Source organism: Paenibacillus sp. sptzw28, assembly GCF_019550795.1.
Taxonomy (GTDB): domain Bacteria; phylum Bacillota; class Bacilli; order Paenibacillales; family Paenibacillaceae; genus Paenibacillus_Z.
The window spans coordinates 5,154,789-5,174,863 of sequence record NZ_CP080545.1 but is presented as its reverse complement, the minus strand read 5'-3'; the positions used below and the strand labels follow the sequence as shown (position 1 = coordinate 5,174,863).

Sequence of the window (20,075 nt, the reverse complement as noted above, 5' to 3'; positions counted from 1 at the left end):
AATGACCATGAAGCGTTACACATTAACGATTCTATTAGGGCTGTTTATAGCGGCAGGAATCGGTACCTATTATGTATACGGCGCTGTTGACAACCTGCCGAGATATAAGCTTTCTACGATACAGGGTAATACCGAAGAGGGCGCGGCATTAGAGCTTTCCGGTAATTATAGCGGAAGGATGCGTTCCCAATCCTTAACTGTTACCACTGACGGAGCCCGCTATTCCCGCTATTACGGCGATCACTCTATTTTACGGCAAAATTTTTTAGGCGCCCTTTTGAATGCCCGTTCATACTTTTACAGAAGTTCCGACATCCGGGATCTGATAAAGAATCACCGCAATTTCATGAGGGGAAAAGGCCTTCAGGGAGGCTTTTACAAGGATGAGGAATGGCTTATTTATGCGCATTCTTCCGTGAAAATTGTTAATTCTACAAAACGGAAAGGAATATTGATTATTGACTTATTAAATCTGTCATCGGGTAAAACCAAGCGCTATGAAACGGCTGCTAATACGGTCTATATCCAGGAAATATCGGATGTGCAGCGAGTCGGCAATCAGATTCATATTCTTAGCTACGAACAGAAACCGAATCAGACGGCAGGGAAGTTCACGGAATCGTCTTCTGAATATCGCGATTATGTAGTGGACTTAAACAACGGAAACCTGATTCGAAATGAGAAGCTGTCGTATGATATCAGCGGCAAGAAGGGCGTTCAAGTTAACATCCGCGCCGTTACGAACGCTCTTCCTTCTGCACCTGCCGAGTATGTGCTGTTGACAGTCGATGAAGAGAAAATTACTGAAAAAGATCACAATTCGTACACTGGAGTAACGATAGCGAGGCATCTCTATTCGTATTCATATAAAACGGGTCACCTTACAGCTTTACCGGCTTCCTTGACTCAAAGAAATCTTGGCCCTAAAACTTACCAGAGTTACAGCTTAAACGGCAATATGATCGATCTGTTAGCATTTGAAAATAAAAAAGTTTCGGTATCGCGTTATAATCTGGATATCGAGCAGGAAGAAAAGGTATTGCCACCGATCACGGCGAAGCTGCTCGGTGCAGACCAGCTCGGAAATGCATTAATCAAAAATAACAGAGTATACGTCCTGCTTCACAAGAATAAAATCCCGATGGCTGCCGTGCTGGATGCGACCGATGGAAAGCTATTATATAAAGGTCAGGTGACCTTTGAAGGTCCGGATTCCGAGGCTAATGAACAAATGAAGAACTTGCAATTGCTAAATATGAATATCAAGAACTGAAATCAGTATGATAAAAGGGGCAGAAGCCGGACAATTGATCCGGCTTCCTGAACCGAACGACACATATGCGAGGTAAGTGAAATGCGTCAAACGGTCGGTTTGATAAGAAAAGTCGAAGCATTGAAGAGGCTTGAAACATACGGCTATCAGGCTTCTTATTATATTTTGCAAGACGAGGAACTGGCCGCCGAGGCAACCAAGACGGCGCTGCTGGAGCTAAGCAAGGATGATGCTTTCTTTGACAAGTCATTAACCGTGCAGCGCGATATTATGAGAAAAACAATTATTCATACATCAATAACGATTAAACAACAAGCCTTTTATTTGGACTCACAAACCATCAGGCCGTTGCGGTCGGGATCATAGAACGTGAATTGTGTCAGCCCTGACCGCGTTTCAATTCCGCTTACGTTTGAGGCTCCCTTTGCGATTACATGGGACCTGGCGGCTTCGATGTCCGGCGTTTCGATGATTGCGACGGGATTTGCCCGTAAATCCAACTGAAGCTTCTCGTAGCGAATTTTCTCGGTGCGGGAGAGACGGTTATCGTCGATTAGCAGATGGGCGCCATAAGACATCCGAATCCCCGTCAAGCCTTCAACCCAGGGATCGGATTCAACCGTCTTGTTCAGAAATTTCTCGTACCATTGTTCCATATCCTTAATATCATCGGTGTGAACGAGGACACGGGCAATTCGCTGCAGCAGCGGATGTGCCGGTCTGGGGTTGTCGGATGCGGCACGACCTTCCGATACCTGACAAATCATGCTCCCTCCCACACTGAAATGAGCTACATTCGGATATCGGAAGAACTCGCCCATATGCGCATATTCCTGTTCGCGGCAAAACGCATAGGCAGCGTCAATGTCCCGGGTATCGTACATAATCATCGGGGGGAAGCCCCACATGTTGCTGTCCAGAATGATATCCGTGCCGTCGAGCTTGAAGTAATAGATACCCCCGCCATCCTGCGCCGGCTGAACAGGCATTTCGAGAAGCCCGCAGTACCACTCGATCGATTTTTTCAACTCCCTCACAGGAATAAAAACAGTCGGCATAAAAGGCAAAATCGGATGAGACATAATAGAAAACCTCCAAAAGTTTTTTGTGAAAATTTGAATAACTATCAGACACAAGGAGGTTTAATTTTCTATCCATTTCTGTGAAAATATTTTTCACTAATCGTCGGTCAAGGAATACTCCAAATAAGATACAGCCTCGATTTCCGCTTCCATCGCCTTCTGCAGCCCATCTGCCAGGCTGTGGTTTATGCCGGAAGCACCGCTATAACCGAATGGAAAAGAAGGATACAGTAAGCGAAGAGAATCATTCACACGCCCATAGCAGTGAGCAGCATGCATGATGGCATCCCTCATCCGCTCCGGCTTGGCCCGTTTTCCCAAGCTCTCCAGAAAGCACCGGGCATACTGGCGTGATTCGCATAAAATAGCGACTTGATAGGCGTGTCCGAGCAGATCCAGACTGCCGTTTTGAATCGATTCGAGCCATGATCGATACCCGTTTATTCCAAACGCGAAGCCTGGAATTTTCGGATCGTTTCCTTTCACATGCTCCGTTAAAGCCTGAAGAGTGGCTCGATCGGAAGCCGGTCCGGCCATTCTTCGATCTAACGCGGCAACAAACAGCCCTGGCTCCTCGCAATTTCTTCCCAGCTGCTCGTAAGAGCAGCGTACTTCTTTCTCGCGAAAACTACGGCATACAATGAAGCGGTCTTCATCATCGTAACCGTAAATAAGAGAAAACTCGTTGATTATGATGTTCCATGCGATTACCGGAAGTCCTTTATCGATCGATTGGTGGATCAGACACAGCACCTTTGTTTGCTGTTCGGGCGAGAGCTGATTACGGCCTGGTCTTCCGAAGCAATCGACCCTCCATCCTAATCGCTCCATGCATTGATAGACGGCATAGCTCCAATCGAACGTTGAAATTCCCCGCCAGTGGCACCGGTCCGTGACGTTAAGGCGAAACGCATCTCCGGAAATTCCCATGATGTCGGTCAGCGTCCAATGCCGTTCTCCGGCATAACGCAGCACCTCGAGAAGCGCTACGGAGAATATGGAATAGGGCCTGGATAAGCCCGGGGTTTCGAGCAGCTTCATTCCCGGTAAAGCTGATTGTTTTCGTCCCGTCAAATATCGGTTCATCTCCAAACGGAAGCGTTCCTCGTTCGCCTTGTTCCGGGAGCGGGAGATGATGTTGTAGACATTACTTTTGGCAATTTGCAGCCGTTCGGCAATTTCTTTGGGGGACGAATCCTCCGCAATTAACGTCTTCATGACGGATTGAGCTTTTTTATTCGTAACGGCATCAATACTATTCATTGATTCTTGTTCCGTCTCCTTGCTGATCAGAGCAAATAAGGGATCAACTGAAGCAGACTCCGTTGAAATTGTATCCGGGTATGGCGGCTCATTGGGATCTGCGAGAAGCGGGATCCGATTCCGTTCGCCGCGAATAAGATTCATCGCCGAATGCCGCACGATCCGGCGAAACCATGCGTGAAAAAGGGAGGCATCGTTAAGTCCATCCAATTTCCGGTGTACTCTTAAACACGCCTCCTGAAAGGCATCTTCCGCTAAATAGGGGTCGCGAACGATAGCTTCCGCCCATCTCAGCCCCTGAGCGCGGTAGACGTTAATGAGCTCCGTTAATGACGCAGGATCTCCATCCTTCGCGCTCTTGATAAGCTCCAACTCAGTTCGGGACAAGGTCAAACCTCCTGTTTAATTAAAAGGAATGTTAAAAAAGCTATATTCTTCATTTCAGGTGGAAATCCTTCCGACTGGAGTACCTGCCTCACTCTCGAGCTACGGTTTCCCGCCGAATAGATTAGCAATCAAGTAGCCAATGAACATAAAAATAAAGAAGCTGATAGCCATAAATGCATTTGTTACCATACCAAATTTTACTTTTACCTATGTATCCGAATACCAAACTTTTTTCCTCCTAAGCCTTCCTCATATTCGGTCGCTTCTATTAATTCACTCTAATTAGTTTAGAATCCAAAAAAAATAGCGCCTCGTTAAAGGCGCTTGATCCCATAAGTTCTACATCCGGTGCTGCTCACAGTGCAATATCTAAGAGCTTCCAGCCGGTCACTGACGGACGAAAAATATATCTGCTCAATTCTTCATCCGGACGTTCGACTGCAACGAGAATCCCTTCCGGAACAGGCAGGATATGATGAATTTCACCTTGCTGCACAAGCTGAGCTGCAATCGGAGCAAAGATCGGTATGAGCGCTTCCTCGAGCCACATTCTTTCCTTATACCACTGCGGTGCCGGGGCATCAGGCGGATAACCGTCAGTGGGAGCTCCCAATTCGATCGCCAGCTTATGGGGATCGGCGGGCAGCTTACGTCCCTCCCCAACCGCCGCAACGAAGCGCAGGCAGAGCTCCACCGTTCTAATGATTTCGTCATAGTTCAAGGACCCATTGGCATATCGAATTTCGACCGTCCCGATATCAAACCATGCAGCCGTATTGATTCCGCAGCGATGAGACTGGGGGCGACCATGATTACGAAGTGCGGCCGGACCAGGCTCAAGGCTGAAACGCCGCCTCATTTCCTCAGTTACCGGAGGGCAGAATATGCGCCGGTGTTCACTGGTACACAATAACAGCTTGAGTGCGTTTTGTACCGATAGAGCAGCATCGATCATTGGCAATACAATCGCTTGTCCCCAAGTGTTCAAATCGACATGGACATGGAGCCCGCAGCTCCAATTAACCGCTGCCCCTTGCAGCTGCAGCCGGCTAAGCATCTCACGGATTTGGACCCGTTCCTCCCAAACCAAAGGCGGTGCCTTGAGCTCACTGCCCGATTCGGCGCCTGTTTCGTCAATCTGCTTCTCGTCAAGCGACATTTCCCAGCCGGGCAAGAGCTCCACTTCCTGGGGGTGCCCGCCGACAAACTCAATTTCAACTCCAAATCGAATCTGTTTCCAATCAATCGTTCTAGGCCACATTTTTGTCCATCTCCTCTTTATTTTCAGTTATCGCAACAGAAAGTAAAAGAAGGAGGCGGACCTCGGCATTAGCGGGGTACTTTTATTCTGTACATAGGACAATCCCTCCCAGAGAAAATTTAAAATTCATGTAAGGCAATTATACCCATTCCAGGGTTTGCTCTACAAGCATGCCGGTCGATGTAACCTTCCAGTGACGTTATTTTTTAAAAAATTCCGAAAATGCAGCTGCTTATCCATATCAAGTCCTCCTTGTGCTGCTGCGCCGAATGAACACAATTTTATCGCACGTACGTTCTCATAACAAGAGCAGCTTCAATTCGCCTGCAGGCGTGTTGATAGCAGCAATCAATAAGAAAATTGTTCATAGGCTCCGTGCTATAATGGATATAGGAAGCCCGCAGTGCCGTAATTCAATATAAAAACTATGAAGAAGGAGAAAGCTATGTGCAGAAATATAAAGACACTATTCAACTTCGATCCTCCCGCTACCGAAGATGAGATTCAAGCGGCAGCGCTCCAATTTGTAAGAAAGCTCTCGGGCTTCAATGAGCCTTCGAAGGCGAACGAAGAGGCGTTCCACCGCGCCATCCGGGAGGTGACCGACGTTGCCCGCAACCTGCTGGACTCGCTGGTAACCAATGCCGGGCCCCGCAGCCGAGAGGTGGAGATCGAGCGCGCCCGCGCCAGGAATGCGCGAAGGTTCGGAACCCGGGAAGAGTAGACCACATCCCTTGGATACAGCGCCGCTACCGCGTGAGAACGCGGTTTTTTGTTTTGCGGAAAATACGCATAACGGAATTCGGCGGCAAGCGCAGGCCGGCGGCACGGTTCACTCAAGCTCGGAAGTAGCTGGAATATAATTCTGCCTATGTGGTAACAGTAAACAATAAAAAATGGGCAGGTGCAAATAAATGCAAAATAACCAAGATCTTAAAGACACGCTTACTTATATCCACTCTGAACTAAACCGCATGGAAACAATGGCGGGTACGCTTTCTACTATAGAACGTGAACACTATAATAAACTTACAAATTTTGACCATCGCGAGCTAGTGGATATTGCGGTTGAAGAACAAAGCGCCGCCCGCCAGCTTGGAACTATGAAGCAAATGTGTCTGGCAATGGCTCAACAAATTGAAGGAATCAGACATTCAATCGACAGCGGTGAACTCGGGGAGAGTGCCCAACATGTTGAGATTCATTGAGAATTTAATCCGTTCCGCAATCAACGAGACCGTGGACAAAGCAATGACAAGGGCAATCAGAGACCAGTATACCGAAAATTTGTTTGGAATGATTCCCTCAACCACCAAGGTAGGCGTTACCAATCTTATGGAGATTGCGATGCGGGCGAATCAGGGAACTCCTGTCTCCAGGCCTCTTGGAAGCCCTATTCATCTATCTCCGTGGGAGAAAATTCTGTTCAACCCCGTACACCTCTTCCGGTCTCCGACACCGGAAAACGTCGGAATAAGCACTTCCGTTACGATCGGCCGCCGGGCAAGAAGGCCCATGACAATTTCCATCCCGATAATGATCGCCGCTATGTCTTTCGGCGGTGCGTTAAGCAAAAGCGCCAAGATTGCTTTAGCTAAAGCCGCGACCGCAATGGGAACTGCAACAAACTCCGGTGAAGCGGGACTGCTGGAGGAGGAGCGGGAGGCGGCTCAATTGTTCATCGGGCAGTATAATCGGGGCGGCTGGATGAACACCCCGGACAAATATAGACGTCTGGACGCCATTGAAATTCAATTGGGGCAAGGGGCGCAAGGCTCTGCTCCGCAGCGCACGACAGCAAAAAATATCGGTGAGGAGTTTAGAGAGGTATTCGAATTACAGGAAGGCGAAGACGCATTAATTCATTCCCGACTTCCGGGAGTTAATACCAAGGATGATTTTATTCAATTGGTCAGGTCTTTAAGAGATGAAACCGGAGTGCCCGTGGGCTTAAAAATTGCCGCTACCCATCATCTTGAAAAAGAGCTGCAAATTGCGATAGAAGCGGAAGTGGATTTCGTCACTCTTGATGGTGCGGAAGGCGGCACCCACGGGGGGCCGCCAACCTTACAGGATGATGTTGGATTACCGACTTTATTCGCAATAACCAGGGCATCTGAATATTTTGCGCGAAAAGGAGTGTTTCGGGATATCAACCTTATAGCAACAGGGGGATTGATTACACCCGGGCACATGCTGAAGGCGATTGCATTAGGCGCAGATTGCGTCTACATCGGAACGGCGGCTATTATGGCGCTTGTGAGCGAACAGATGGTGGAAGCCTTACCCTTTGAACCACCTACCAGTTTAGTCGTTTATTCAGGTAAATTGACAGACCAGTTGGATGTCGACAAGGCAGCCATGAACTTGACCAGATATTTAAACGCATGTGTCGTGGAAATGGAGCAGGTAGCCGTAACACTTGGTAAAACCGCATTGACGGATATATCAAAAGCCGACGTATGCACGATTGACCCCTTTATAGCCAAGGCAGCCGGTATTCAGCTCGGATACGTTTCTCCTGAGAATCAAGACCGTTTCTATGAAGAGACTAGACCTTTATTCGCTGCGGGTGAAGCTGAAATAGACGGCGAACAGCATATAAACGTACATTAAAATAATAAGAACGAATCAAAGCGGCTGCCACCGGGCAGCCGTTTTGACGTTAGTGTAATGTTAGTCATTCTCGGAATGCATTCTACAGGTGCGAGCCACCGCTTGCGTCGATCAACTGGCCGGTTACCCACCGGCTGTCAGGCGAGGCAAGAAATGCGGCGATATCAGCGACGTCTTCGGGCTGGCCCCACCTGCCGAAGGTAGACAGGCCCGAGGCGAATTTCTGTCCTTCGGGGCTTTGCAGCGTTGCGGCATTCATATCGGTATCGATAACTCCGGGAAGAATCGCATTAATCGTGATCTTTCGATCCCCAAGCTGCTGGGCCAGGACATAGGTCAGTGTATTGAGCGCACCCTTCGAGATGCTGTACCCCAACAGGTTTGGGAATGCGATCCTTGTAACAGCCGATGAAATATTAATAATTCTGCCATCGTCCTTCATTCGCGGCAGAGCTTGCTGGATCGTAAAAACCGGCGCTTTGATATGAAGGTTCATTACCTCGTCGAATGATTGTTCTGTCGTCTCCTCAATGGTTGCGTACTGCCCGATTCCTGCATTATTGACAAGAATATCAAAGCGTGATTCTCCCGTATGTTCCTCAAGCGATGCATCCAGGACGGCAAACAATTCATGTACGCTGCTAAAGGACGTTAAGTCAGCGCCGATAGTGAATGCCTTTCCTCCCTTCAGCCGGATCTCGCGCACAACCTCCTCCGCGGCGCTGTGGTTTTTTCCATAGTGGACCGCAACAACTGCGCCTTCCTGCGCGAGGCGCAGCGCGATACCGCGACCGATGCCCCGGCTTGCGCCCGTAACCAATGCGGATTTACCTCTCAACCTGTTCATATACCCATCTCCCTTCTATTTACAGTTTCAGTTATAGCACAGGGCGGCTTTTGAAATATTGCTCTCTCATTCGGCCTCGTGCATGAGAGTGCAGGACTTCGGATCCGCGTGTTTAATAATTTAAAGAAGGAGGTGAAGGCATGCTTCATATCGTGAACGGCGATTCCGTCGCAAGCAAGTTAAAGCAGGGAGATATTCAAGGGGAAATCCTGGTATGGAGGGAAGTGTACCCGGTTGGGCCTGTATTCGCCGACATGGCAGAGAGCGGCAACCGCTCGGTACGCGCTCAGTATCTGGAACGGACTCTGGGGATCCCGCAGAGTGAATTTATCAATATAAGCGAAACGCAAGAAAAAACCCTGCAGGACTTCAGGAAACATAAAGAAATCGTATTATGGTTTGAGCATGATCTGTTCGATCAGACGATGCTTTGCTATTTGCTTCATTGGTTTGCAAAGCAGCAGCTGGGACAAACGAAATTAAATTTACTGTGCATCGGCGGATACCCGGGGATTGAATTGTTTCGGGGTCTCGGGCAGCTGACCGCAAAGCAGCTGGAAGAGCTGTTTGGTACCTGGCAGCCGGTCGGCCGCCGCGAGCTGGAGCTGGGAGGCAAAGTTTGGGAAGCATATGCATCGAATGATGCGCAGCGGCATACCCGGATCCTTCACGAAGACACTTCGGCTCTACCTTTCGTACGCGCCGCTTTCGAAGCTCATCTCGTACGGCTGCCTTCCACTCATAACGGACTTGGAAGCATAGAGCAAACTACTTTGGAGACGGTTGCAGGCGGAATAAATAAACCATTCGAGCTGTTTGATCAGGCAGGAAATAAATTGAACATACTGGGCATGGGTGATTTGGAATATTGGTACCGCTTGGCCAAAATGTCGGAAGAACCTTATCCGTTACTGAGTATCGAAGGATCAGTCGCATTTCCGAACTTCAAATTGCCGGTGCCGTCCTTTGGTGAATGCGTCATCACTTTAACGGAGCTCGGACGGGAGGTTCTGGCGGGAAATCAGGATTGGGCGGCGGTAAACCGGATGGATGAGTGGTTTGGAGGTCTTCAATTCCAAGGGGAAACAATGGCATGGCGGTGGGATGCGTCGCACAAGACGGTTGTTAAGGTGTGAGCGGCCGGAACGCAAACGAAACACATTATTATCCGCGATCCGCGATAATGCGCTTCCGCGCCGCATCACTTCCAGTTAGGGAAAAGCGGTTTCACAGGCACCGGGAATTTAACCCCGGCCATTAGCAGGACGCCGACAGCCCAAGCCGTGAGCATCCATCCTGCGAATACCCATTTCTCCGCTCCCTGCCCGTTTTTTTGCCAATATCGGAACTGGTGGAAGGTTACGGCCACCGTTCCCAGCGTATAAAGAATTACTCCAGTCCACATTACTTCTTCACCTCTTTCTCAGGGATATACAGCGGCGCTCCGATAGAACCGACGTTTGTTATTGTCGTTTCCACCTGGCAGATAACCTTTTGCTTGACATACATGCTGGGCCACCGCTTTTCAATACGTTCCCAATACCCCGAGTCTTTTCTGTAAATCATTGCACCCAGCCCTGCGCTGTCGGCTTTATATTCATGCTGCAAACGGGCAAACATCGAGTTGCAGGCGCGTTCCATTTTGTCGGAAAACACTTTATTCACCTTTTCAACGTTCTGTGGATTGGATAAGTCGATATTTGTACCATTATCCAGAACTTTCCCGGCTACTTTAAATCGAAATGTAAAAACAGGCTTCCCGTTGCGAAAATCAACCTTTCCGCGTGCCTTAAGATCGCTCACCTGAATCGATATGTCGCCCTTGCTCCCCGGCACCCGCAGCATGACGTTGCTCCGCGGGCTGCCGCCAAGCAGTCCGTTCAAGGCACCCGCTTCCAGCCCTTTCAGGAAGCCGACCAGCTTGTAGTCCTTGAAAATTGCGATTCCACTTATGGAAATTTTTCCCTTTTGCTCTACGAAGCTCACTGCAACCGGCTGCTGACCGGGAGTTGTCGATGCGATGTAAAAGTCTTTGATCGACGTCGGGATGCGCGCTTTGCGAATGGTCAGCTCGCGCAGCACCTCAGCCCCGAAAGTTTCCATTGTAAATTTCAAATCGATCATCTTTTCCGCAGTGCTGTTTTCGGCGATTGCAATAATCGCGTTTAGGCGGTTTTGCGGGTTTCGGCTGATCTGATCGAGGACCTCGGCGACACCCTTCCGGGCAAGCGATTCGCCCATAAGGAACACACGTCGGTGCGAGCTCATAATATCCCTTGGCAGCGATAATTCCGCTTTACTCCGGGCTTCGTTGATGTTCCTTCCTTCAGTAGGAACATGAACGATCGGTTGTGCCGCCCCTCCTTGAGCGGGGGAACCGGCACTGACTAGTCTTTTCGGGTCGACCATATGCGCGTGTGCCCGGTATGTACCGGGCTTGCTGCCTTCATCCACCGCGGTAATCATTACGATAGCGACGTCCAAAATTTCTTTCCGGTCCCAGCAGCCGGACGTAAGCGCTGCGCTGAGGCCAAGTACTAGAAACGCGGGTATCAACCGGTTCAGCATATGATGCACCACTCCCTGAAGGCTATTATTTCCGTCCAAACTGTTTGCGAATGAGAAAATCTTTCATGCCGCTCAGAAGCAGCGGTGCGACAGGCGTCATATACGGTGTTCCCGCCGAACGTACGCCGGTCAAATAAACCTGCGTAAAAAATAGACCTAGCGCAATGCCGTAAAAGCCGAGCGACCCTGCGAGCAGAAGCAGCGCCAGGCGAAGGATGCGAATGGCGAATGTCATCTCGTAGCGGGGAATCATCAGGGAAGCGATACCGGTAACCGATACGACAATAACCATGGGTATAGATACGACGCCGGCCTGAACAATCGCTTGTCCGATGACCAAGGCGCCGACGACGCTGACCGCTTGGCTCAAGATCCGCGGCAATCTCACAATCGCTTCCCGCAGAGCTTCGAATACGCTTTCCATGATCAGCGCTTCGAGCATAGCCGGAAAGGGAGCGCGCTCGCGGGACGCCGCAATGGCAAGCAGCAAATTCGTCGGCAGCATCTCAATATGAAAGGTAGTGAGGGCTACGTAAAGGGATGGAAGTGTCAACGCCCATATGATGAAAAAGGCTCGAATCGCCCGCACGAACGTCGCACTGCTGTACATCAGGTAATAATCTTCATTGGCCTGGAAAGCGTTCCAGAATGTAAAAGGAACGATTAGGACAAACGGGGAATTGTCGACCATAATCGCGACCTTCCCCTTCATGAGAGCCGCATGGACGATATCGGGGCGTTCGGTCGTCTGAATCGTCGGAAACAGGCTTAACGGCCGGTCCTTAATGTTCTCCGCAAGGTAATTCGTTTCGATGAGCGCCTCAAGCTTCACGGCGTCTATCCTTGCCGTCATTTCCTCTACCAACTTGCTGTCGGCGATACCTTCCATATAAACCATCCGGACTTCGGTCTTTGCCGATGTCCCCACTTCCCAAGCCTTCATTCTAAGCTTCTCGCTTCTTAATATCCGCCGAAGAATTCCAACGTTGATGTCCAAATCCTCTGTGAAGCCTTCCCTGGGGCCATGAATCGCGTTTTCCGTCGCCGGCTCCGATACGGCGCGATGCGGGGCGGAGGCGACATTAACCAGCATAACACGGCCGAATCCGCAAACGGCGACCGCGGCTTCCCCCGAGAGGAGCGCTTCGAGCGCCGTCTGAATATCGTCCGTAAGCTCGACAGAGGGCGATGTCACGGGAAGAGCACCCGATTCGGGAGAGGGAGACGACAAGAGCGGCTCAATGATTTCCCGTTCGATCCGTTTCTGGTCGACAATCCCCGAAATATAAATTACCTGTGAGGTCCCCACCTTGCGGATGACCAAATCCGGCATCGATCCGAGGGCCAGCCGCAGCGCTCCTGCGAATTGGTCCAGATCGTCCTGTGTCGACAACCGTATCGATTGCTGGGGCACATTATCCACCACCCTTTCCGGCTGCTGTTTTAATTTTGAGGATAAGCAGAACAAGCATTGGCATGACGATAAAAAATGGTGGAAAAATGACCCAAGTAGCCCATTGGTGCCCTGTGAAGAGGTGGCTGCTGAGGTTTTCCGCCATGTACAGGGCGAACAGCAGGGTAAGGATCGATACGGGAATAGCAGCCGCCTTGTGACCGGGCACCTTCCATAAGCCCGAGATCATCGCGCACGCCGCATAAGTGAAAACCGATACCTTAAACAGCACGCCTACCATATAATTGGTGACAATAAGCGGATCAATATTTTGTACGAAATCCCCGATATTGACCATGTGAAAAGTTGTCATCAGCGGAAAAAAGGAGCGGGAGAAGATTTCAGGGCCAATGGTACTGACCGCGAGCAGATCGAGTATCATCAGTACGCCGCCGGCAGACGCGGCCGAGAGAACAGCCATTCTTCGAAACTGAGCGGGAGATTTCATCATGGTCCAAAATGTCGCGAAAGCGAAGGCTTCCGCATAAGGAACCGAGATGCTGCCGGGAATTGCGGACGTCAGAATCGGTCTCCACTTATCGGCCACCGGCAAAAGCAGAGACAGCCGGGTGTGTCCGGAACCGACGAGCAGAGCGATTTCCACCGCGAAGAAAAACAGGATAACCGGAACGTTGAGCTCGGCCATTTGTCCCATCCGCGGAACGCCGGCATAGCAGACGTAAGCGACAAGCAGCTGAAAGAGGAACATTGTGAACGGCATCGGTGTTTGTGGCAGCAGGAAAGTGTTCGTTAACTCACCGACATCTCTTAAATCCCGGGCCGCGGAATAGATGAAGATAAAGGTGTAAACCACATTCAGGGCGGCGCCCGCGAAACGCCCGAACGCAAGATGGAGCAGGTCGCTCCAATTAGCGCCCGGATTTGCTGCAAACAGCCTTGAATACATCCACAGAAGCCCCATTCCCAGCAATGCGCTGATAAGGACGGTGATCCAGGCATTCTGCTTGGCTTGACCGGCAAGTCCGAAAACGACGCTCGTTCCTAGCTGAAAAAGAAACATGAGACCGTACAACTGCCAGGAAGTGAGTGCTTTCACAAATACTGCCCCCCTTTTGTTGTTATCATTCCTCATTATTTACTTTTCATCCCAGTATTTTCCCTTCCTTACCAGGCTTCAATCAAGCTTTCCGCTCGAAAGTAAGGCCGCAATTTCGATTACATAATAGCGGCAACGGTTAAATTTCATGCCGGAAAGGAAATCTTGGCGACGCCGAGAAATACTTATAGACTATACAGATCGAGAGGTGGAAAGCATGGATTCAAGGTCTTATCCCCTTGGGAAATTCGTACCTGAGGAGCAGCCGACATCAGAGCACCGTAAAAGATGGATTGAAGATATTGCCCAAATTCCGAGAATGCTTCGGTTGACTGTGCAAAACCTGAATTCCGGGCAGCTGTTGACACCCTATCGCCCTGGCGGGTGGAACGTTCAGCAGGTCGTGCATCATTTGGCCGATAACGATATGAACGCTTATATCCGTTTTAAAAGAGCCTTAACAGAAGAAGCTCCGTTTGCAGGCACTTATCGGGAAGAATTATGGGCCGAGCTCAGCGACTATCAGGATACGCCGATCGAAGCTTCATTACTGCTTATTGAGTCGCTGCATCAACGGTTTGTCGTCCTGCTCCGGTCACTGTCTCCGGATCAATTTCAACGAACCTTTACAAGTCCGACGCACGGCCGTATGACCCTCGATATTGCGACTCAAAGATACGCCTGGCATGCACGGCATCATATCGCTCAAATCGATTCACTCAAAGAACGGATGGGCTGGGAATAGGGTTCGGCGGGAGCGGGAGCCCGGTCGCAGGGCGGTTCATTATCCCTTCATGCGCTCATACAATAGGTTATAGCGGGCACCATGAGGGAAAAATACCTTGGAAGAATAGCCGAAACCCACGAGGTTGCCCTGCATGAGATCCTTTCCATTAACCGGCAAATTATGGATCCTGATTCGGCTATTCGCGGCATGATCGTCAATATCCCCGAGCAAACCCCGCAAACACGATTGCATTGGCCATTCGTACGGCCGACCATATCGTTCGGCAGACCCTGTTGTCCCGCTAGACAGCGCTTTTCTCTTCAGTCTGAGACACCTCTTCATTCAAGGTGTCTTTTATTTTTTTCATGGGCCTGCGGCGCTCTTATTTATACAAGCTGAGGCTAGTCTGCATAAATGTCCAAGTCCCCTCATAGACATGGTACAAGTCAAGCGTAAACGGCCTCGTCCCGTACGAACTTGTGCGTGATATCCGCACCGGTCATGTACAGCTCCGGATACGTTTAAAAAAACTTGTGATGAGGGGTTGATCTCATGCGTCGTCGAATCAGTTTCATCGCAGCCATCCTGCTGTGCGTTACGGCGGTTCTCGCCGGCTGCGGGACTAAGGACGCGGATTCGGTAGTGAAGGATTTGGACAAAGTGGTTAACAACATGGAGAGCTATCACGGCACAGGCACGATGATTTTGCATACCGGACAGCAGCCGCTCGAATACCATGTGGACGTGTCTTATCAGAAGCCGTCCTACTACCGGATCGAACTGACGAATGCGAAGAAGGACATTACGCAAATTGTGCTCCGCAACGATGAAGGTGTGTTCGTATTGACGCCGCGGCTTAACAAAGTGTTCCGTTTCCAAAGCGATTGGCCGTCCAATCAAGGTCAGGTGTACTTGTACCAGACGCTGATCTCAAGCATTTTGCTCGACAATTCCCGTCAATTCACCGTTGACAAGGATGCGTACGTATTCGATGTCATGGCCAATTATCAGAACGGATCGCTTGCCCGTCAGAAAATTTGGCTCAATAAATCCAACTATACGCCGAGCAAGGTTCAAGTGAGCGATACGAATGCGGCTGTTATGGTCGAGGTTAAATTCGATAAATTCGAGTTTGGCTCCAAGCTCGACAAGAGCGTTTTCGATACGAAGCATAATATGGACAGCAGTACGAGCAATCAACCGACAATGGCGGAGCCGGGCGATGGAACTGAGAATCCGGCTGATAATCAAACGACATCCGATCCGAAAGCGGGTAATGCCGGTACGCCGGATAGTGGAGCAAACAACGCGCCGCAGCCGGACAATGATGCGAATGCAAAGCCTGACGACGCAGCGGGCAGCAGCCCGAATGCAGATGACGGGTCCGCCGGCGGCAGTACTTCGGCCTCAGGTGAGGATGCGGATAATACGCAGGCGCCAGCGGACGGCAATAAGCAGGCGGAATCCCCAACCTTCACCGCCATGGAACCGTCATATTTGCCGGAAGGCGTCTCGGAGAAGGATCAGCAGGAAATCGTGTTCGGTGGGAATCCCGGCTTGATGATTCGTTATACTGGCGAATATGATTATACGCTGATTCAAACACAGCCTCACGACGTAGCCGCTTCAAAGATGAAAGGCGATATGGTCGACCTCGGCTTTACCCTGGGTCAAATTAGCGGCGACGAACAGCTGACGCTGACCTGGACCTACAACGGTATTGAATATCGTCTAACAAGCGGCACGCTCCCGGATACCGAAATGATCAAGGTTGCGCAGTCGGTTCAGGGTGAAATAAGCAAATAAAACGGGGAGTAAAATTTTCCACCCCAAATCGCGGAAATATTACCTTCTGTTTCATTGACAGCTTCAAGCCTCGGCGTTAACATAAAGGCTATGGGTTGCAGAGATAGACGCCCGCCCGTTTTCAGGGGGAAAGATCCAATCCCGGGACGCGCGGGCGTTTACGCTTCGGAATGAGAAGAAGGTGGACGCTTGGACGCATACTATCGCCCGACAAGGGCTGAAATATCGCTTGATGCACTTCGGCGCAATTTGCACGCTTTTCGCTCTGCAATGCCTGAAGGGATGCGCCTTATGGCGTCGGTGAAAGCAAACGCTTATGGACATGGGGCCGTCGAGACGGCAAGAGAAGCAGAGGCATTCGGCGTCGACTATCTCGGCGTTGCATTCCTGGACGAAGCGATTCAGCTCCGGCAAGCCGGTATTCTGACTCCGATATTAGTCCTTGGATTCGTACCGGCGGAAGGTCTCGCCCTCGCCAGGGAACTGAATATTGCCATTGCATTATTTCGCGAAGATATACTGGAAGCTGCAGCCGCTCTGTCACGCAGCGGGCCCCCGCTGCATGTCCATGTGAAAGTCGACACCGGTATGGGGCGATTAGGCCTGGTATCCGGAGCGGAAGCGCTGAGCTTCATTCAAAAGGCGGCACGCGAACCGAATATATTCGTGGAAGGGCTGTTCACGCATTACGCGCGGGCGGATGAAACGGATAAAGCCTATACGGCGTTGCAGCACGAGCGCTTTGCCGCATTTGTCCGGTTGACCCGGGACAGCGGCATCGATATTCCGGTTATTCATGCAGCCAACAGCGCCGCCGGCATCGACACGCCGGAGTGGGCGGGAGGCATGCTTCGGCTGGGCATCAGCATGTACGGCTTATATCCTTCTGCTGAGGTGAACCATAGTCAAATCACGCTTGAGCCCGTAATGTCGCTGAAGACCCGGATCGTGATGGTGAAGCGGGTTCCGCAGGGATGGGGGATCAGCTACGGCACGCGGTACGTGACTCAGGGCGAAGGAGAATGTATCGGTACGCTGCCGATTGGCTATGCGGACGGCTACAGCCGGATGCTGACAGGAAAAGCCGAAGCGCTGGTACGCGGTCGTCGTGTGCCTGTGCTGGGGACAATCTGCATGGATCAATGCATGATCGCTTTGGATTCGCTGGCTGACGGGACACCTGCCGAGGCAGGCGAGGAAGTCGTTCTCATCGGCTCGCAAGGCGGCGAGACGATTTCTGCAGAGGATATCGCATCACTGCTTGACACCCTTAATTATGAGGTAACGTGCATGATAGCTTCCCGTGTACCGCGTGTCTATACGCGCGGTGGAGAAGTAGTTGCTGTAGCGAACCCGTTAGTATAGGGGTATGGATGGTTTTTCCTGCGACAAAATTCGTTACACATTAGAGGATATTCGAAAAAAAGCGCGAATACTTCTAATAGCTTACATGAATGTATACACTGCGTCTATCTTCCGGTAGCAGCATACTTGCTGCATCGGGTGCATAGTATGGTGGTGTATAATACGATGGTAACAATGACATACTGATAGTGCGCTTTTTGCTGGAAATGTTTTGGGGGTGCGAGTTCGGTGACCAATTTGCAAAACACCAAGAGGATAATGATTAGTTTGCCGGATCATTTGCTGGAGGAAGTCGACGGGATCGTTGCCAAGGAGAACTCGAACCGCAGCGAATTTATTCGTCAGGCGATGAAATTGTATTTAGTCGAGCGTAAAAAGCGTCAAATTCGCGAATCGATGCAGCGCGGTTATTTGGAAATGGCGAAAATCAACCTGGTCATGGCATCGGAAGCTTTTCAAGCGGAGGAAGATGCGGGCGATACGCTCGGCCGACTCGTAAGCGGGGTGTAGAGCTTGATCGTTAAACGCGGCGATGTGTTTTTTGCGGATTTGTCTCCAGTTGTCGGATCGGAGCAGGGTGGCGTTCGTCCCGTGCTGGTGATTCAGAATGATATCGGTAACCGGTTTAGTCCTACGGTGATTGTGGCTGCCATTACAGCGCAAATACAAAAGGCCAAACTCCCAACCCACGTTGAAATCGATGCGGCATCGCATGGATTTGACCGTGATTCGGTGATCCTTCTTGAACAGATTCGTACGATCGACAAGCAGCGTCTGACGGATAAAATAACGCATCTTGATGATGAAACGATGCGTAAGGTGGATGAGTCGCTGCAAATCAGCGTCGGATTGATTGATTTTTAATAAGAATATGCCAGTGCAAACAGGGCCTTCTGGGCCCTGTTTTGTTTTCTGTCTCCAGTCGGAGGTGGATTTCCATCCTCCGACGCTGTCTAACAAAAGCGCTTGAGTGCGCCGGGAAACCAAAATATAAATGCTGCTGCAGCCGCCGCACTCATATGAGTCGGCGGTTTTTTGAATGGTACCGCTTGACAGAACAATGTATGACAGAGTACATTTCAAACAGATGTTTAAAATAAACGTTTTAAACAAACGATTAAAATTTGCGTTAAGGAGTGGAGAGAATGGGCACTGCAGTTAAAGCTTTTATGAAAAAACCGACAACGTTGATTGGCATTATGACGGCACTCATGTTCCAGGTTATCTTTTCGGTGATATGGATGACCGGCTACGACGGTGTGACCGATGCTGACCGGTTAAAGCAGCTTCGTGTCGGATTGGTAGCTTTGGATGCGCAAATGGGGCCGGCCATAGCCGAGAAGCTTCAGAAATCACTTCCCGTGCATAGCGAACTAATCGCTGACGCCGAAGAGGCGCGACGGCTGCTCAATGAACGCCGGCTGCAGATGGTGATTACGATACCGGCCGATTTCAGCCAGGCGCTTATGACCCGGGGCGGGAAAGCAGCTTTGCAGTACACCCTCAACGAGTCGAATCCGGCGCTTATTAAGAGCATGATGAGCTCGATTGCTTCTCAGGTAACGGCGACCGTTAACAAGGAGGCGATCAGTCGAGGGGCGCTGGCCCTTCTGACGCAGACGAAGCTGCCGGCCGGGCAGGCGGAAGGATCTGCGGCCGAGTTATCCGAACGAGTAACGTCCAGTTTTACATATTCAAATAAAGTGAACGGAATGAACAATCAGATGGTGCCGATGATGTTAGTGCTCGCTTCGTTCGTCGGCGCGATGATTATGGGTATGAACCTGCAGCAGTCGTCTATGGCGGTCGCGCCTCACGTTGGACGCTTCCAGCTGTTCGCAGCCCGAAGCGCTATTAATGCCGCTGCAGCGATTGTTGTTTCTCTCGTCGGTTCCTCGCTTGTGATGGCGCTCGGCGGTCAAGCGGAGCAAGGGTTTCTGGCAATGTGGGGATTTCAGGCGTTGTTCTTATTGACTTTTCTGTTCGTGACTCAAATGTTCCTGATCTTATTCGGCATGGCAGGCATGTTGTTCAATATCATCCTTCTGTCCGCTCAGCTGGTTTCGTCCGGAGCGATGGTGCCTCGTGAACTGCTCTCAGACTTCTATCTGGGTCTTGGCAAAATATTTCCTGCAACCTATGCGGTCGAGGGAAGTATGAACATACTGTTCGGCGGACCCGGAATTGGCGATGCTTCCTTGGGCCTGCTTATAATAGTGGCCTCAGCCGCCTTGGTCGGGGCGCTTGCGGTATTGCGCAAAGGCCGTATGCCTCAGCAGCAGACAAAGCCGGTGCAGGCGGTATAACCTCCAGGATTGAAATTCTTGCTTCTTGCTGACATCGAGTTCATAATTATAGCTATGCTAATGA

Annotated in this window: 20 protein-coding genes; 12 read left to right on the top strand and 8 right to left on the bottom strand. The window is 50.5% G+C overall.

Features of this window, described 5'->3' with window-relative positions; all coding sequences use genetic code 11:
* Positions 1 to 7: 7 nt before the first annotated feature.
* Positions 8 to 1,273, top strand: a complete 1,266-nt coding sequence (locus tag KZ483_RS23850; RefSeq protein WP_220350048.1) for a hypothetical protein — start codon at positions 8 to 10, stop codon at positions 1,271 to 1,273.
* Between the two features lie 81 nt (positions 1,274 to 1,354).
* Entirely contained in the window at positions 1,355 to 1,639 is a 285-nt protein-coding gene (locus KZ483_RS23845) for a hypothetical protein (RefSeq protein ID WP_220350047.1), read from the top strand.
* Here the strand turns inward: KZ483_RS23845 and KZ483_RS23840 are convergent.
* The 3 genes from KZ483_RS23840 to KZ483_RS23830 form a co-directional block, all read right to left on the bottom strand.
* Positions 1,594 to 2,355 (bottom strand): VOC family protein, encoded by a 762-nt coding sequence (locus KZ483_RS23840; protein ID WP_220350046.1) that lies wholly within the window; start codon positions 2,353 to 2,355, stop codon positions 1,594 to 1,596. The two genes, KZ483_RS23845 and KZ483_RS23840, sit on opposite strands and share 46 nt — an antisense overlap.
* Positions 2,356 to 2,451: 96 nt before the next feature.
* Entirely contained in the window at positions 2,452 to 4,005 is a 1,554-nt protein-coding gene (locus KZ483_RS23835; RefSeq protein WP_220350045.1) for an RNA polymerase sigma factor, read from the bottom strand.
* A 355-nt stretch (positions 4,006 to 4,360) separates the two neighbouring features.
* Positions 4,361 to 5,266: an amidoligase family protein gene (locus KZ483_RS23830; protein ID WP_220350044.1), complete on the bottom strand. Its 906-nt coding sequence runs from the start codon at positions 5,264 to 5,266 to the stop codon at positions 4,361 to 4,363.
* Positions 5,267 to 5,711: 445 nt separating this feature from the next.
* On the opposite strand from KZ483_RS23830, the gene KZ483_RS23825 reads away from it, so the two are divergent.
* The 3 genes from KZ483_RS23825 to KZ483_RS23815 all read left to right on the top strand — a co-directional run bounded on the left by KZ483_RS23825 (position 5,712) and on the right by KZ483_RS23815 (position 7,882).
* Positions 5,712 to 5,990 (top strand): DUF2277 domain-containing protein, encoded by a 279-nt coding sequence (locus KZ483_RS23825; protein ID WP_220353648.1) that lies wholly within the window; start codon positions 5,712 to 5,714, stop codon positions 5,988 to 5,990.
* A 190-nt stretch (positions 5,991 to 6,180) separates the two neighbouring features.
* A complete protein-coding gene (locus KZ483_RS23820) occupies positions 6,181 to 6,474 on the top strand; it encodes a hypothetical protein (RefSeq protein WP_220350043.1) in 294 nt (97 codons plus the stop codon).
* Positions 6,458 to 7,882, top strand: a complete 1,425-nt coding sequence (locus KZ483_RS23815) for an FMN-binding glutamate synthase family protein (protein ID WP_220350042.1) — start codon at positions 6,458 to 6,460, stop codon at positions 7,880 to 7,882. Before KZ483_RS23820 ends, KZ483_RS23815 begins: the two co-directional genes overlap by 17 nt.
* 82 nt (positions 7,883 to 7,964) lie before the next feature.
* Here the strand turns inward: KZ483_RS23815 and KZ483_RS23810 are convergent, their stop codons facing one another.
* Positions 7,965 to 8,729, bottom strand: a complete 765-nt coding sequence (locus tag KZ483_RS23810; protein WP_220350041.1) for an SDR family oxidoreductase — start codon at positions 8,727 to 8,729, stop codon at positions 7,965 to 7,967.
* 140 nt (positions 8,730 to 8,869) lie between these two features.
* Here KZ483_RS23810 and KZ483_RS23805 point away from each other — a divergent pair, with 140 nt between their 5' ends.
* On the top strand, positions 8,870 to 9,865 hold the full coding sequence (locus tag KZ483_RS23805) for a DUF1835 domain-containing protein (protein ID WP_220350040.1): 996 nt from the start codon (positions 8,870 to 8,872) through the stop codon (positions 9,863 to 9,865).
* A gap of 65 nt (positions 9,866 to 9,930) precedes the next feature.
* Here the strand turns inward: KZ483_RS23805 and KZ483_RS23800 are convergent, their stop codons facing one another.
* Genes KZ483_RS23800 through KZ483_RS23785 form a run of 4 tightly spaced genes read right to left on the bottom strand, consistent with a single transcriptional unit; the run spans position 9,931 to position 13,807 of the window.
* Positions 9,931 to 10,134 (bottom strand): hypothetical protein, encoded by a 204-nt coding sequence (locus KZ483_RS23800; protein ID WP_220350039.1) that lies wholly within the window; start codon positions 10,132 to 10,134, stop codon positions 9,931 to 9,933.
* Entirely contained in the window at positions 10,134 to 11,297 is a 1,164-nt protein-coding gene (locus tag KZ483_RS23795) for a Ger(x)C family spore germination protein (RefSeq protein WP_220350038.1), read from the bottom strand. The genes KZ483_RS23800 and KZ483_RS23795 overlap by 1 nt, the downstream gene beginning before the upstream one ends.
* Before the next feature lie 25 nt (positions 11,298 to 11,322).
* Positions 11,323 to 12,723, bottom strand: a complete 1,401-nt coding sequence (locus KZ483_RS23790; RefSeq protein WP_258881398.1) for a spore germination protein — start codon at positions 12,721 to 12,723, stop codon at positions 11,323 to 11,325.
* Positions 12,713 to 13,807 (bottom strand): GerAB/ArcD/ProY family transporter, encoded by a 1,095-nt coding sequence (locus KZ483_RS23785; RefSeq protein WP_220350037.1) that lies wholly within the window; start codon positions 13,805 to 13,807, stop codon positions 12,713 to 12,715. Before KZ483_RS23785 ends, KZ483_RS23790 begins: the two co-directional genes overlap by 11 nt.
* 217 nt (positions 13,808 to 14,024) lie before the next feature.
* Between KZ483_RS23785 and KZ483_RS23780 the strand changes: the two genes are divergently transcribed.
* The 6 genes from KZ483_RS23780 to KZ483_RS23755 all read left to right on the top strand — a co-directional run bounded on the left by KZ483_RS23780 (position 14,025) and on the right by KZ483_RS23755 (position 20,011).
* Entirely contained in the window at positions 14,025 to 14,552 is a 528-nt protein-coding gene (locus KZ483_RS23780; RefSeq protein ID WP_220350036.1) for a YfiT family bacillithiol transferase, read from the top strand.
* Between the two features lie 534 nt (positions 14,553 to 15,086).
* Positions 15,087 to 16,340: a DUF4367 domain-containing protein gene (locus KZ483_RS23775; RefSeq protein ID WP_220350035.1), complete on the top strand. Its 1,254-nt coding sequence runs from the start codon at positions 15,087 to 15,089 to the stop codon at positions 16,338 to 16,340.
* Positions 16,341 to 16,529: 189 nt separating this feature from the next.
* Entirely contained in the window at positions 16,530 to 17,705 is a 1,176-nt protein-coding gene (gene alr / locus KZ483_RS23770) for an alanine racemase (RefSeq protein WP_220350034.1), read from the top strand.
* Positions 17,706 to 17,933: 228 nt separating this feature from the next.
* Complete coding sequence (locus KZ483_RS23765) at positions 17,934 to 18,215, top strand: CopG family ribbon-helix-helix protein (RefSeq protein WP_220350033.1); 282 nt, start codon at positions 17,934 to 17,936, stop codon at positions 18,213 to 18,215.
* A 3-nt stretch (positions 18,216 to 18,218) separates the two neighbouring features.
* Positions 18,219 to 18,569 (top strand): type II toxin-antitoxin system PemK/MazF family toxin, encoded by a 351-nt coding sequence (locus KZ483_RS23760; protein WP_189000789.1) that lies wholly within the window; start codon positions 18,219 to 18,221, stop codon positions 18,567 to 18,569.
* A gap of 281 nt (positions 18,570 to 18,850) precedes the next feature.
* Positions 18,851 to 20,011 carry a YhgE/Pip domain-containing protein gene (locus tag KZ483_RS23755; RefSeq protein ID WP_220350032.1) on the top strand — a complete coding sequence of 387 codons (1,161 nt, stop codon included), beginning with the start codon at positions 18,851 to 18,853 and terminating at the stop codon, positions 20,009 to 20,011.
* Positions 20,012 to 20,075: the final 64 nt, after the last annotated feature.